At 55.2% G+C, this 14,598-nt stretch carries 14 protein-coding genes; 10 read left to right on the forward strand and 4 right to left on the reverse strand.

Translation table 11 applies throughout. The features are described from left to right. Positions 1–26: 26 nt before the first annotated feature. From dinG to nth, 7 genes are all read left to right on the forward strand, one after another. The gene (dinG, locus tag NSS88_RS15095) at positions 27–2,780 is read left to right on the forward strand and encodes an ATP-dependent DNA helicase DinG (RefSeq protein WP_055358588.1); all 2,754 of its coding nucleotides are present in this window, start codon (positions 27–29) and stop codon (positions 2,778–2,780) included. Positions 2,781–3,086: 306 nt separating this feature from the next. Beyond that, on the forward strand, positions 3,087–3,257 hold the full coding sequence (locus NSS88_RS15100; RefSeq protein ID WP_081106597.1) for a YpmA family protein: 171 nt from the start codon (positions 3,087–3,089) through the stop codon (positions 3,255–3,257). A gap of 5 nt (positions 3,258–3,262) precedes the next feature. Next, positions 3,263–3,742: a cell wall elongation regulator TseB-like domain-containing protein gene (locus tag NSS88_RS15105; RefSeq protein WP_033010097.1), complete on the forward strand. Its 480-nt coding sequence runs from the start codon at positions 3,263–3,265 to the stop codon at positions 3,740–3,742. A 21-nt stretch (positions 3,743–3,763) separates the two neighbouring features. Then, entirely contained in the window at positions 3,764–4,945 is a 1,182-nt protein-coding gene (locus NSS88_RS15110) for a pyridoxal phosphate-dependent aminotransferase (protein WP_049624833.1), read from the forward strand. Positions 4,946–5,106: 161 nt separating this feature from the next. Further along, positions 5,107–6,399: an asparagine--tRNA ligase gene (gene asnS / locus NSS88_RS15115; RefSeq protein ID WP_341085204.1), complete on the forward strand. Its 1,293-nt coding sequence runs from the start codon at positions 5,107–5,109 to the stop codon at positions 6,397–6,399. A 63-nt stretch (positions 6,400–6,462) separates the two neighbouring features. Continuing rightward, positions 6,463–7,167 carry a DnaD domain-containing protein gene (locus tag NSS88_RS15120; protein ID WP_033014027.1) on the forward strand — a complete coding sequence of 235 codons (705 nt, stop codon included), beginning with the start codon at positions 6,463–6,465 and terminating at the stop codon, positions 7,165–7,167. Between the two features lie 87 nt (positions 7,168–7,254). Next, positions 7,255–7,926, forward strand: a complete 672-nt coding sequence (gene nth / locus NSS88_RS15125; RefSeq protein ID WP_055358590.1) for an endonuclease III — start codon at positions 7,255–7,257, stop codon at positions 7,924–7,926. A 102-nt stretch (positions 7,927–8,028) separates the two neighbouring features. On the opposite strand, the gene NSS88_RS15130 is transcribed toward nth, so the two are convergent. Both NSS88_RS15130 and recU read right to left on the reverse strand, forming a co-directional pair. Further along, positions 8,029–10,749, reverse strand: a complete 2,721-nt coding sequence (locus NSS88_RS15130) for a PBP1A family penicillin-binding protein (RefSeq protein WP_341085205.1) — start codon at positions 10,747–10,749, stop codon at positions 8,029–8,031. Positions 10,750–10,782: 33 nt separating this feature from the next. Next, positions 10,783–11,388 carry a Holliday junction resolvase RecU gene (recU, locus tag NSS88_RS15135; protein WP_033010104.1) on the reverse strand — a complete coding sequence of 202 codons (606 nt, stop codon included), beginning with the start codon at positions 11,386–11,388 and terminating at the stop codon, positions 10,783–10,785. A gap of 213 nt (positions 11,389–11,601) precedes the next feature. Between recU and NSS88_RS15140 the strand changes: the two genes are divergently transcribed. Next, positions 11,602–11,844 carry a hypothetical protein gene (locus NSS88_RS15140; RefSeq protein ID WP_033014029.1) on the forward strand — a complete coding sequence of 81 codons (243 nt, stop codon included), beginning with the start codon at positions 11,602–11,604 and terminating at the stop codon, positions 11,842–11,844. A gap of 53 nt (positions 11,845–11,897) precedes the next feature. Here the strand turns inward: NSS88_RS15140 and NSS88_RS15145 are convergent, their stop codons facing one another. Together NSS88_RS15145 and NSS88_RS15150 are read right to left on the reverse strand one after the other, a co-directional pair. Next, the gene (locus NSS88_RS15145; protein WP_162839627.1) at positions 11,898–12,068 is read right to left on the reverse strand and encodes a hypothetical protein; all 171 of its coding nucleotides are present in this window, start codon (positions 12,066–12,068) and stop codon (positions 11,898–11,900) included. 84 nt (positions 12,069–12,152) lie between these two features. After that, on the reverse strand, positions 12,153–12,353 hold the full coding sequence (locus NSS88_RS15150) for a YppF family protein (protein ID WP_033011260.1): 201 nt from the start codon (positions 12,351–12,353) through the stop codon (positions 12,153–12,155). Positions 12,354–12,549: 196 nt separating this feature from the next. Here NSS88_RS15150 and NSS88_RS15155 point away from each other — a divergent pair, with 196 nt between their 5' ends. Together NSS88_RS15155 and NSS88_RS15160 are read left to right on the forward strand one after the other, a co-directional pair. After that, positions 12,550–12,891, forward strand: coding sequence for a YppG family protein (locus tag NSS88_RS15155; RefSeq protein ID WP_055358592.1), 342 nt, complete (start codon positions 12,550–12,552; stop codon positions 12,889–12,891). 138 nt (positions 12,892–13,029) lie between these two features. Next, positions 13,030–14,580 (forward strand): IS1182 family transposase, encoded by a 1,551-nt coding sequence (locus NSS88_RS15160; protein ID WP_201027872.1) that lies wholly within the window; start codon positions 13,030–13,032, stop codon positions 14,578–14,580. The last annotated feature ends 18 nt before the right edge of the window (positions 14,581–14,598 follow it).

The raw sequence follows: 14,598 nt of genomic DNA on the forward strand, positions 1-14,598 counted from the left end.
CCCTTTTCGTTTTGAGGTGATCGTTTATGGCAATGCGCTTTGTCATTATTGATTTGGAGACAACCGGAAACGGGCCGAAAAAGGGCGACCGGATCATCCAGCTCGGCATGGCGGTGGTGGAAGGCCGCTCGATCGTGGCGCGGTTTGCCAGCTTTTTCAACCCTGAACAGCCGATCCCGCCGTTCATCCAACAGCTGACCAATATTGACGAGCAGACCGTTGAAGAGGCGCCGCTGTTTGCCGATAAAGCGGGCGAGATTGCCGCCATGATGAAGGGGGCGTATTTCGTCGCGCATAACGTCGATTTTGATTTGCCGTTTTTGCAGGCGGAGCTCGAGCGGGCCGGGCGTCCGCCGTTTGCCGGTCCGACGATCGATACGGTGGAACTTGCGCGCATCGTGCTGCCGTCGGCGGAAAGCTACAAGCTTGGCGATTTGGCGAAACAGCTCGGCCTTCGCCATGATCGCCCGCACCAGGCGGACAGCGATGCGGAAGTGACCGCCAAACTGTTCATTGCCCTGCTCGGACGGCTGCACCGCCTGCCCTTGTTGACGCTTGAACAGCTGCGCCGCCTCGCCCGCCATTTGAAAAGCGACATTTATTCGCTCTTGGACGCCGTCATTGCGGAAAAACGAAAAGAAGCGCCAGTGGATGACACGGTCGCGGTATACCGCGGCATTGCGCTGAAAAAACCGGCGCCAAAGCCGGATGACGGCAGACGGCATTCCCCTTCCGCCTCGTTCGCTGCTTTTTATGAACAGGCGCCGCCCCTTCCGCTTCCTGGCTACAAACGACGTGAGGGGCAGTGGGAGATGATGCGGCTTGTCTATGAGGCGCTGTCGACGTCCCAGCATGCGCTCATTGAGGCGGGAACCGGGCTCGGCAAATCGCTCGCCTACTTGATTCCCGCCGCCTTTTTTGCCGGTGAGCGCCAGGAGCGGGTCGTGGTAAGCACGCATACGCTTCAGCTGCAAGAGCAGCTCATCCGCCGCGATTTGCCCGTGCTGCGGCAAGTCGTGCCGTTTCCGCTTCGGGTCGCCGTCTTGAAAGGGAAGCAAAACTACCTTTCCCTCGACAAGTTCGTTTCGTTTTTGTCTGAACCGTGCGATACGTACGATGCGGCGCTGTTGAAGTGCCAGCTGCTCGTCTGGCTGCTTGAGACAGACAGCGGCGATTTGGACGAATTGAATGTGTCGTCCGGCGCCCGTCTTTTGTTGTCAGAGCTGGCCATTGGCGAGGGGGAAGACGGCGGGAGGCATCATTTTTTCGCCCAAGCGAAACAACGCGCCGAGCGGGCGAATATTGTCATTACGAACCACGCGTTTTTGCTTCATGATTTGACAGCTTCTTCGCCGCTTTTGCCGCCGTTTCGCCATCTTGTCATCGATGAGGCCCATCGGCTCGAGGACGCTGCCGCCCATTCGTTTGGCGAACGGATTGACTACGTGTCTTTTCGTCTGCTGACGGCCAAAATAGCGCAAACGCTTGGAAAATGGCCGGAAGCGGAGCACGGTGAAGCGGAAGACGCGATCGCCCGCTGCCAACGGCGTTTGGAAGAGTTGCAATTTGAAGGGGACGAGCTGTTCCGTTTGCTGCGCCGCTATGCGCTTGCGAAAAAGCCGGCGCGGGCCGGCCGTTGCCGCTACCGTTTTTCCCCGGCTGACGAGGGCGGCCGGACGTGGCAGGCAGCGACGGAGTTATGCTGGCGTCTGCGCGACTCGGCAGCGGCGCTATGCGGTGCCGCGATGCCGCTTGTGTCAGCGCCCGCCGCGGATGGTTCTCCGTTGCCTGCTTCGCTGGCAGCGGATTTGGCGGCGTTGGAGCGACAGCTGGCAACGCTTGTCCGGCTGTTGACGGAAACGGATCCCAGCGCCGTCCGCTGGATCGAAGCGGATGAGAAAGGGGCGGCGAACGCCGTCCGCCTTTATTCCCAGCCGGTCGACCTCGCCGATTTTTTTGCGGACCGGCTGTTTATGAAAAAGCGGAGCGTCATTTTGACTTCCGCAACGCTTACGGTTCGCGGGCGTTTCGCGTATATGACGAGGCGCCTCGGGTTGGACGAGTTTTATCCGCTGTGCCGCTCGTTTCCGGCGCCGTTTCGCTACGAGGAACAGGCTGCGCTCTTTGTGCCGGCGGACATGCCGCTCGCTTCCGCTGTTTCGGTCGAGACGTATGCCGAGGCGGCAGCGGCGGCCATCACAGCAGTCGCCCGGCGCGTCGGCCGGCGGCTGCTTGTGTTGTTTCCATCGTACGAATTGTTGAAAATGACCGTCGAGGCGTTAAAAAACGACGAGGCGGACGAACCATTTGTCTTGATCGCTCAAGGGGTGCAAAGCGGCAGTCCGGCCAAACTCATCCGGACGTTTTTGCAGTTTGAGCGCGCTGTGCTGTTTGGGACGAGCGGTTTTTGGGAGGGGGTCGATTTGCCGGGGGATGCGCTTGATGCGCTCATCATCGCGCGTTTGCCGTTTGCTCCTCCGGACGATCCGGTGATGGAAGCGAAAAGCGAACGCATTCGTGCACGGGGAGGCGATCCGTTTTATGAGCTGTCGCTTCCCGAGGCCGTCCTCCGATTGAAGCAAGGCGTCGGCCGTCTCATCCGCACCGAGCGCGACAAGGGAGTGGTGTTCGTCCTTGACCGCCGGTTGACGAACGCTCCGTACCGAGCGGACTTTCTCGCGTCGTTGCCGCCGTTTCCTGTGCATGAGGGTGGACTTTTGGAGCTGCTCGATGCGGCGGACGCCTGGCTTTGGCAAGGCCGCCGGCCCAATGGCGTTTAGGGCATGTCGTCGCTTCCTTCTCATAAAGAGAGGGGAAACGGTGCAATCTAAAGATGGCAGGCAGCAAAAAAATTCCCCGCATCGAGCGGGGCGGAAGGAAGCAAATTTGCGTTGGCGGTGTAGGCGGGCAAATTTGTTATGAAATGGTCGGACAAACCTGCTATAATAGGGAAGAAGCACAACTGCGATGCTGGCAGCCTGCGGCTTTCGCTGCCTGGCTGCAGATCTGCTGTATTTGTATTGTTGCCGGAGCCGCCGGCCTGTATAAGTAACAAAATTTGCGCCGCACAGGAGGAAGCGACGAAAATGGAAAGCAAAATTGAAGTGCTCGCCACCGTCAAAGTCCAGCATTCCGACGATTTGTACAAAATTGTCGACTGCTTGAACCGGACGCTGAAGCGCAACAATTTAATGTTTGGCCTTGCTTTGGATGAGAACGACAGACGACAGGCCGTCTTCACGATTTACCGGACGTGATCGCGATGAAAAAATGGGGATGGTTGGCTCTCCTTTTTTTTGGTTTCCTCATTTGGCAGGCATGGTCGATTTATGGAGAGGCGATGGCGCCCAAACGGTCCATGGCGGAACACGCGCTTGCGCGGGCGAGGGAGGCAGTCGGATTGATTGACGTCAAGAAAGTCTATACATATTATGGGGATGAAGCGTACACTGTATTCATCGGCCGGACGAAGCAAGAAAAAACGGACGTCGTCGTTTGGGTGCCGGAAAAAGGAGGAAATGTCGTCGTCAAGCGGGCGGACAGCGGCATCAGCGAAGCAAAAGCGCGCGCCATTTTAGAGCGCGACCGCCGCCCGCAGCAGATCATTGACGCGACGCTCGGCATGGAAAAAGGCGTGCCTCTTTGGGAGTTGACATATATCGATTCGGAAGGAAGGTATTCGTTTTATTACCTTCATTTCACCGATGGCGCGTTCTTGAAGAGGTACAGTTTTCAACGATGAGGACATGAGGGGGAAGAAGCGATGAAACTGGCAAAACGGGTGGCGTCGCTGACGCCATCGGCGACATTGGCCATTACGGCGAAAGCGAAAGAATTGAAAGCGGCTGGATACGACGTGATCGGCCTCGGGGCCGGAGAGCCGGATTTCAATACGCCGCGGCACATTCTCGATGCAGCGGTAAGAGCGATGAACGAAGGGCATACGAAATATACGCCCTCGGGCGGGCTGCCGGCGCTGAAGGCGGAAATCATCAAAAAGTTTGCCCGCGATCAAGGGCTTGAGTATGAGCCGGCGGAAGTGATTGTATGCGTCGGGGCGAAGCACGCCCTTTACACCCTCTTTCAAGTGCTGCTCGACGAGGGCGATGAGGTCATCATCCCGACGCCGTATTGGGTCAGCTACCCGGAACAAGTGAAGCTCGCCGGCGGCGTTCCCGTTTATGTGGAAGGGCTGGAACAACACGATTTCAAAATTACGCCAGAGCAGCTGAAGCAGGCGATCACGCCGCGGACGAAGGCGGTCATCATCAACTCGCCGAGCAACCCGACCGGCATGATTTACACGGCCGAAGAACTGAAGGCGCTCGGTGACATTTGCTTAGAATACGGCCTCTTGATCGTCTCCGACGAAATTTATGAAAAGCTGATTTACGGCGGAGCGAAGCATGTCTCGATCGCTGAGCTGGCGCCGGAGCTGAAAGCGCAGACCGTCATCATCAACGGGGTGTCGAAGTCGCATTCGATGACGGGATGGCGCATCGGGTATGCAGCAGGTCCAAAAGAAATCATCAAAGCGATGACCGACTTGGCGAGCCACAGTACATCCAACCCGACGTCAATCGCCCAATACGCGGCCATCGCCGCGTACAGCGGCCCGCAGGATCCGGTGGAAGAAATGCGCCGAGCGTTTGAAGAGCGGCTCCATATCATTTACGACAAGCTTGTGCAAATTCCAGGGTTTACATGCGTCAAGCCGCAAGGGGCGTTTTACTTGTTCCCGAACGCCCGCAAAGCGGCGGAGATGGCGGGCTGCCGCACGGTCGACGAGTTCGTCGCCGTCTTGCTCGAAGAGGCGAAAGTCGCCCTCGTGCCCGGCTCCGGGTTTGGAGCGCCGGACAATGTCCGCCTGTCGTATGCGACTTCGCTTGAGGCGCTGGAAACGGCGGTGGAACGCATCCGCCGATTCATGGAAGCGCGCGCGTAACCAAATCCACGCGGGGCAGGGTGGATATGCTGTCAGGCGGCAACGGCCGGTGCAGTACAAAGCGCCGCATTTCGCCGCCCCGACCTGGCCGTTGCTGCCGTGTTGGCGCAACGGTATAATAGCGAATGATGGACGTGTCAATCATTGGAGGGAATAAGTACGTGAAAACGACGATTGCGGAAGTAAACCAATATGTCGGCCGGCAAGTCACGATTGGTGCCTGGCTGGCCAATAAGCGCTCGAGCGGAAAAATCGCCTTTTTGCAGCTGCGCGACGGGACGGGCTTCATTCAAGGCGTCGTCGAAAAGGCGAACGTCTCAGAGGAAGTATTCCAACGCGCGAAAACGTTGACGCAAGAAACATCGCTGTATGTGACCGGAACAGTGCGCATTGACGAGCGCTCGCCGTTCGGCTACGAACTGTCGGTTACGGACTTGCAAGTCATCGATGAAGCGGTCGATTACCCGATTACGCCAAAGGAGCACGGCGTCGAATTTTTGATGGACCATCGCCATTTATGGCTTCGGTCGCGGCGTCAGCATGCCATTATGAAAATCCGCAACGAGGTCATTCGGGCAACGTACGAGTTTTTCAACGACCGCGGGTTCGTCAAAGTCGATGCGCCGATTTTGACCGGCAGCGCGCCGGAAGGAACGACCGAGCTGTTCCACACGAAATATTTCGATGAAGACGCGTATTTGTCGCAAAGCGGCCAGCTGTATATGGAGGCAGCGGCGATGGCGCTCGGCAAAGTATTTTCATTCGGCCCGACGTTTCGCGCTGAAAAGTCGAAAACGCGCCGCCATTTGATTGAATTTTGGATGGTCGAGCCGGAAATGGCGTTTTACGAGTTTGAAGACAACTTGCGGCTGCAGGAAGAGTACGTCTCCTATCTTGTGCAGTCGGTGCTCAGCCGCTGCCGGCTCGAGCTTGGGCGGCTTGAGCGCGATGTGTCCAAACTTGAGTTGGTCACGCCGCCGTTTCCGCGCCTGACGTATGACGAAGCGATCAAGCTTTTGCACGACAAAGGGTTCACCGACATCGAGTGGGGCGACGACTTCGGCGCGCCGCATGAGACGGCCATTGCGGAAAGTTTCGAGAAGCCGGTCTTTATCACTCATTACCCGACGTCATTAAAGCCGTTTTATATGCAGCCGGATCCGAAGCGGCCGGACGTTGTGTTGTGCGCCGACCTCATTGCCCCGGAAGGGTACGGGGAAATTATCGGCGGCTCGGAGCGTATCCATGATTATGACTTGTTAAAGCAACGCCTTGAGGAACACCATTTGCCGCTTGAGGCGTATGAATGGTATTTGGATTTGCGCAAATACGGATCGGTGCCGCACTCTGGGTTCGGGCTCGGCCTTGAGCGCACGGTCGCTTGGATTTGCGGCGTCGAGCATGTGCGTGAAACGATCCCATTCCCGCGCCTTCTCAACCGTTTGTATCCGTAACCCCCTGCAAAAAAGGGGGTTTTTTGCCGCCGGCATGTTATACTATAGTTGAGGTGCATCGGCATGGAAAAGAAAAAGGTGGCCGAATGGCTGGCGCAAGGAAGCGTCGCCGTTCCAAAGCTGTTATTGAACCATTATAAACAGCTTGGCTTGAGCGAGGCGGAACTCGTGCTGCTTTTGCATATGCAGTCGTTTTTTGAGCAAGGGATCACCTTTCCGACGCCGGCGGAGCTGGCCGAGAGAATGACGGTCCCGGCGGCGGAGTGCATGGAAATGATGCGCCGCCTTTTGCGAAAGGGGATGGTGGCCATTGAGGAGCATACGGACGAACGCGGCATCCGCAGCGAAAAGTATACGCTCGAACCGCTTTGGGAGCAGCTGGTTCACCATTTGTATGCAGAAGCGGCCAAGGATGAGTGCGGCGGCCAGCAGGAGGAGGAAAGCCTATATACGGTTTTTGAGCAAGAATTTGGCCGCCCGCTCTCCCCGTTTGAGTGTGAAACGCTCGCGATGTGGATCGACCAAGACGGCCATGAACCGGCCATCATTAAAGCTGCGCTGCGCGAGGCGGTGCTGTCGGGAAAACTGAACTTTCGCTACATCGACCGCATTTTGTTTGAGTGGAAAAAGAACGGCATCCGCACGATCGAGCAGGCGCACGATTACGGCAAAAAATTCCGCAAGCCGAAACCGCTCGCCCGCCCGGCGAAACAGGAGACAGGAGAATTTAAGCAGACGATTCCGTTTTTCAACTGGCTTGACTCGTAAACGAGAGCGCAGTCTCTCGTTTTTGTTTGGCCAAAATCGCGAAATGCTCGTATGGATGGCCAAACATCGCGAAAGGAGGAGAGAGGGATGCTGACGAAGCAGCAAATCCGCTGCTGTTTGGACGTGATGGCGGACATGTTTCCCAATGCCCATTGCGAACTTGTGCACCGCAATCCGTTCGAACTGTTGATCGCGGTCGTTTTGTCAGCGCAATGCACCGATGCGCTCGTCAATAAGGTGACGAAACATTTGTTTGAAAAATACCGAACGCCGCACGATTACATCGCGGTGCCGCTTGAAGAGCTGGGGCAAGACATCCGATCGATCGGATTATACCGGAACAAAGCGAAAAATATTCAAAAGTTGTGCGCGATGCTGATTGAGGAGTACAACGGTGAAGTGCCGCGCGACCGCGATGAATTGATGAAGCTGCCGGGCGTCGGAAGGAAGACGGCCAACGTCGTCGTCTCCGTGGCATTTGGCGTGCCGGCCATCGCCGTTGATACGCATGTCGAGCGGGTCAGCAAGCGGCTCGGCTTTTGCCGTTGGGACGCGTCAGTTCTGGAAGTGGAACAAACGTTGATGAAAACCATTCCAAAGGAAGAATGGTCGATCACCCACCACCGGATGATTTTTTTCGGCCGCTACCATTGCAAGGCGCAGGCGCCGCAATGCCCGGTATGCCCGCTTCTTCGTTTATGTCGCGAGGGAAAAAAGCGGATGCGAAAGAGGGAAAACAAACGTGCGCGTGCCGACTGAATGGGCTCGCCCGCTTTTTCCCGGACGGGCATATTTCTAGGCAAGTCGCCATGAAAAAGCGGATGGCTTATCGGGCCATCCGCTTTTTTGAGGCAGGTGATCTCACTGGCGGCTTCCATTTCTCATGCCAGCATTGCCGCTGTTTCCTGATTGTGGATTGGTCGGCGTCGTTGGGGTTGTTGGTTTCGTCGGCGTTGTTGCGCCGCCATTCCCTTGGCCGTTGTCTTCGCCGCCGTTGTCTTCGCCGCCATTGTCTTTGCCACCATTGTCTTTGCCGCCGTTGTCCTCTTCGCCGCCATCATCGCGATCTTCGTTGCCATTGCCGTTGTTTCCGCTATTTCCGCCATTGTTGTTATTTTGATTGTTTCCATTGCCCCCATGATCATCGCTGTTATCCCCGTTCGTGCCGCCATTTCCGGCGCCACGGTTGTTGCCATCACCGTTCGCTCCATTGCCCGGCGCCGTCGGCTGCTCGCCGCCAGGGATGCGGATGCTCGTGATCGCCGGCTTGCTCATCCGCTCGCCTTCCTTGGCATAGACGGCGATCGTGTACGAAGCCCCTGGCGCCACGTTCGTAACTGTCACGCCTAAATCTTTGGTCGTGACCGTTTCCGTATGCCCTTGCTCGTCTTTGATGCGCACTTCAAACAGCGTGTCGTCGGTTTTCTCATCATACGACCAAGAGACGGAAATCATGTTGGCAGCTTGGTCGTACGAAGCGGCCAACCCTTTGACAGCCGGGAGCTCTTCCGGCTCATCTTTTGCGACTTTTGTCGGTTCGGTGCCGCGCACGAACAATTCATACGTAATGTCGCTTTCAGGCGTGTATTTGCCGGCAAGTTTCGGCGGATTCGTGCCTTTTTTGATCGGCAGTTTGACGACGCTGTCCGGCCGCTGAAACTCTCCGCTGCCATCGTCGAGATGGGACATCAGATCTTTCAGCAAGAGCTTCGGAATGCGCTGCTCCCGACTCCCTAATGTAGCTGTTTCGCTTTTTTTGCTGAAGCCGACCCAAATGGCCGCCGTGTAGTTTGGCGTATAGCCGATAATCCAGCTGTCCGGCACATCGTCCCGTTTGAGGCCAAACTTCGCGCCGTCTTTGCCGTAGTTTGTCGTTCCGGTCTTGCCGGCGAGCTCCAACCCTGGAACATAGGCGGACCGCCCAGTGCCAGAGCGGATGACCGATTTAAGCATGTCGGTAATCATGTATGCGGTGTAATCATGCATGACTCGCTTCGGTTTTGGCTTTAAGTCCATTTCCGTGCCGTCTGGGAAGACGATTTTCGTCACTGCATACGGCTTCGTGTAAACGCCGTTGTTGCCGAAGGCGGCGTAGGCGCCGGCCATCTGCAACGGCGATACGTAGCGCGATATGCCGCCGATTGCGTACGGCTCATATACTTCGTCAAAGCCCATGCCGAGCCGGTTGGCAAACTCTCTCGCCCGCTCTTTGCCGACCGCTTGGAACGTTTTTAACGCCGGGATGTTGCGCGACCATGTGAGGGCATTGCGCACCGTCACCGGTCCGGCGTAGCGTCCGCCGGCGTTGCGGATCGGGGTGCCGTCGGAGTACGTATACGGCTCGTCAACAAGAATGTGCGCGGTTGACCATTTTAAATATTCGATCGCCGGCCCGTAGTCCAAAATCGGCTTAATCGTTGAACCGGGCTGGCCGACAGGCTGAATTGCGTAGTTGAAACCGAACTCGATGTTGTCGCGGTGGCGTCCCCCGCCTAATGCGCGAATGGCGCCCGTTTTCGTGTCGACGAGGGCGATTCCCGACTGCAAATCTTTTTTGGCGGTAAAATGTTGATCGGAGTTTAATAGCTTTTCAACGTACGACTGCGCCTCTTGATCAAGCGTCGTGTAAATTTTCAGCCCGTCTTCAAAGACGTTGACATTGGCTTTGTCCGTCACTTCTTTGATCACTTCGTCAATGAAGGCGTCGTATGGCACGGAATTTTGCGGCTTTTTCCGCTCGGTGAGCATCGATTTGATCGGCACCTGCTTCGCTTTTTCCGCTTCTTCCGCACTGATAAAGCCATGTTTCACCATGAGCGACAAGACAGTGTCGCGCCGTTTTTTCGCCGCCTCCGGATGATCGTACGGGTTGTACCGGTTCGGGCTTTGCGGCATGCCGGCCAAGAGCGCTGCCTCAGGGAGCGTCAGCTCTTTTAAGTTCGTTTTGCCGAAGTAATATTCCGCCGCCCGGGCGACGCCATAAATGCCGTCTGAGTAATAAATTTTGTTCAAGTACATTTCCAAAATTTCGTGCTTCGAATACTTTTGCTCAAGCTGCAAGGCGAGCCACGCTTCTTGCGCTTTCCGCTCCAACGTTTTCTTTGATGAGAGGAACGTCATTTTCACGACTTGCTGGGTGATCGTGCTGCCGCCTTCCGCGCCGAACCCTTCGCGAATATTGGCGATGACCGCGCCGGCTAGACGGACGATGTCGATGCCGTGATGCTCGTAAAAGCGGGCGTCTTCGGTCGCCAATACCGCATTTTCCAGCACTTTCGGCACGTCCTTGTATGAGATGTACGTCCGTTTGTAACCGCCCAGCTCGGCGACTTTCTTTCCGCTCATATCGTACACGGTCGACGAGAGCGGATCTTTAATTTTCGCCTCATCGAGCGGAGGGGCGTCCTTGACAAAGTAGGCGAACGCAGCCACCCCCCCGATGGCGCCAAGGGCGATCATCAGCACTATCGCAATGGCGATCGCTTTCAACCAGGACCTCCCTCTTTTCTTTTTCGCCTTTTTTTGTTTCGTCTGTTTCGCTGCCTGCTTTCGTTCCACACGAGAACGATATTCACCAGACATAAGCAAATCCTGCCTTTCTTACAAGTTTTCACCTTAAGCGGTGAAGTACACGTTTTCTATTACACTAATATAATCAATTCTCGGCTGGTAGCCAAGCGGGATATAATGCCCGTATTGTTCGATCTCCCGTTTTGGGATCGACTTTCTTCCCCCGGCTTCTTGCTCATTCCAGCGGGCAATTAAGTGGGAGGCGTCAAGCAAATACGTTTCATTGAGCAGGGAAAAACGCAAAATCGCAAAGCAAATGCCGCCGTGGGCCATGACTTGCGCCATATGGCGGATTTGGTGAGCATGGAAATTTTTCAGCGGAAACGACGTTTTGTTTCTCGTCTCCTTTGCCTCAAAGTCGATGTATTTGCCGCGATAGATGCCGTTGTAGTCGGTCGTCGACGCCTGCCGGAAATAGGCCTCTTTGATGACGGCGGCGCTCCGTTTCGGATAATCGACGCGGACGATTTGCACCGGAGTCGGCTTTTTATGGATGACAGCGATGCCGTGCTCCCGATAATATTCATTCGTCGCGTTTAAGTCGTCTTCGAGCGTCATGCCGCGGTTGGCATAGCCGGCTGCCGCCGGCGGTCGCACCGCGCTCGGTCCGTTTCCGCGGTATTCTTTTCCTCCTGGATATTTGAGTGCCATCGCGTTCATCTCCTTTGAATGGTTTTTATTATACCATACGCTCGGAAAAGATGCGCCTTTTTTTCTTCCCCACGGCTGCGCCTGCTCTTGTTGTCGAATGGCGGCCGCATCCCGCTTTCTTTGCCGAATCTGTTCTACTTTTGTCGCTGCAGCAGGGAGTGATCCCCTTGGACGCGAATGGAATATCATCACGCCAGAAATGGGGGAGAGGAAATGGAAAAACGGTTAGTGAAAAAAGAAGAGATTGAAAAGCAGCTTCAGGAAATTGTCGCGCTCATCGAGCAGGTGGACGCGAAAATGGAAAAGGTGATCGCGGATGTCATTGAGGAGCGGTACGCCCAAAACAAAGAGCACCTCGCGCATCTTGAAGGGCGGATCGCCGGCGTCGAACGGCGGCTTGATGGGAAAAAAGCGAACGCGGAGCGACCGTTGCCGTCAAAACTGTATTTTGTGTAAACAGCCGGCGGCAGAAACGCTGTCCCCTCGGCTGCGGGGACAGCGTTTTCCTTTTACGTATCTTTTCCTGTTGTGATCGAGACAGGGCCGCCTTCAGCCGTCGCGACTGTGTTGATTTCATATTCGACCCGCTCGGTATGCTTCGGCGGCGCCGGCTCGCCATGTTTCGGTTTTTCGTGGTCATGTCCTTTCAATTTATGGTTGAAATGGACGCCTCGGCCCATTGCCCAACACCCCCCTTGCTTATTACGATGGGGATTTCAGGCCGAAAGTATGCAAAAAAAAGAAGGGAAAAACTCCCTCGAGACCTAAAGTCCAGCGTATTCTTCCGTTTCGTCCGGCTGACAGGCGCCGGCTTGTTCCAGCTCGCGCACTAAGTCGCGATATTGGGCAAGCGAAATTTCCCCGCGCAAATAAAGGCGACGGGCGAAATCGAGCAGTTCGTTCGCCTCAGCCGGCTCGCAATGTTTGACCGCCATGAACTTATGTTTCAATTCCGTGATGCTCATTGATGCTTTTCCCCCTTCCCCCTTTTTTACATCGTACCATGAAAATAGGAGGAAAGGGCGATTTCCGAAAATTAAAACTTCCGACAAGAGGTTACATGTCCGCGCGCACGCGGCCCAGTATACACACATATATTAGTGGCAGCTGATCCCCTGTTTTCGCTGGGGGAATCGATGATCAAAGATGGGGAGGATACACATGCACCGTTATCCGCGACAAATTTCGCCGCCGCCCGCCCACGGACCATACAGCTTCGGCGGCCATTGGCCCTACTCATACGGCTGGCCCTTCCACCTTCCGTCGGCGCCCATTCATTGGCCATATGCTTCGCCATTCCACGCTGCCGCGCCTTCGCACCCGATGCCATACCCGAAACCAGGGTCGCTGCTGCCGCCGCGCCCGTCTTTTCTCGCCCAGTTAAAAAACAGTGACGGGACGTATGATATTAACAAAATGATGAACACGATGGGGCAGATGATCAATGTCGTCAATCAAGTCAACGGCATGTTAAAAGGGCTGCTCAGCACGTTTAAAGAGTAACGAAGGGGCTGACCCAAAACGCGAATGCGTTTTGGGATCAGCCCCCACTTTTTTGCCTCAAATATAGAAGAATCGCCCTTTTTTCTGGTAGAATAGAGTCACCAAAACCACTACCACCGAAAGAAGGGCGATTCTTTTATGAAACATGATCATATTTCCTTTAAAGAGTATACCATGGACAACCTCTCTTTGCCAAGCAACATCGCCGATCTCATTCCACGGGATAACATGGCCCACGTGGTTCATGAGATGGTTGAACGCATCCCGATGGAGACGTTTCTTGCTTACTACAAAGGAGGGGGCGCCTCCGCCTATCATCCGAAAATGATGACCAAAATTCTCCTTTACGCTTACACCCAAAAAATGTATCATGGCCGTGAGATTGCACGGCAGCTCGAAGTCCACCTTCCCCTCATGTGGCTAAGTGGATTTCAAAAGCCGGACTTCCGTTCCATCAATCGGTTTCGTTCGGAGCGGATGAAAGACCTGATTGACGACCTGTTCCGGGAAATGATCACGCTGCTCGTGGCCGACGGCTATGTCAAGATGGAAGATTATTTTGTGGATGGAACGAAAATTGAAGCGAATGCCAACCGGTACACCTTCGTTTGGCGCAAATCGGCTGAGAAGTACCAGGAGAAACTCCAAGCCAATGTCGATCGGCTGATTGCCCAGATCGAGGTGATCGTGGAAGAAGAAAAGGCGGAAGACATCGACCCTTCGCCGGCCTTTACGTCAGAAGAAATCCGAAAGAAAACCGAGGAGTGGGAAAAACGGTTGGAGGCCGAGCCGGACAACCAACCGTTGAAGAAGGCCATCAAGAAGATGAAGGAGGACTACTTGCCCCGCAGTGAAAAGTATGAACACCAACTCCATGTATGCGGGGATCGCAACAGCTATTCCAAGACCGATGTGGATGCCACCTTCATGCGGTTGAAGGAGGATCACATGCGAAACGGCCAGCTCAAGCCGGCCTATAACGTACAGGTGGGTTCTTCCGGCCAATTTATTTTGGGGTATTCCCTTCATCAGAGGCCGGGCGACACTCGTTGTCTTCTCCCGCATTTGGAGACCGTTCGAGAGAAGTACGGCGTGGAACCCGAACGTTTGATCGCTGACGCGGCTTATGGCTCGGAAGAGAACTACGTGAAGCTGGAAGAGAAGCACATATCGGCCTTGATCAAGTACCATACGTATGAGAAGGAGAACACGCGCAAGGTCAAGAAAAATCCGCATCATCAGCAGAATTGGACCTATGTGGAAGAAGAAGACGTTTGGATTTGCGCCAATGGGAAAAAGCTGGTTCGCACCGGAACTTCGAAACAGACCACGGAATCAGGATACACCTCGGTCACCCGACACTACCAATGCCATGAATGCGAAGGATGTCCGTTCCGTTCGGCCTGCACGACTTCCAAGTATGGACGAACCACGCAATGGAACCCCGTCTATCATGAACAAAAACAGAAAGCCCGCGAACGGTTGGAGAGTGAAGAAGGGCAAGCCCGATACCGCCAACGCCAAACCGACATTGAGAGTGTATTTGGGCAAATCAAACAAAATCGCGGGTTTCGTCGCTTTGTCCTGCGAGGCCTCCAAAAAGTTTCCATCGAATGGGGGCTGGTTTGTGCTGCCCACAATCTTCTCAAAAAAGCCGCTAGGGACAAGCAATTGTCCTTGGTGGCGTAAATGAGGGGGAGAACAGAG

Source organism: Geobacillus sp. FSL W8-1251, from assembly GCF_038005945.1.
Lineage (GTDB): Bacteria > Bacillota > Bacilli > Bacillales > Anoxybacillaceae > Geobacillus > Geobacillus stearothermophilus.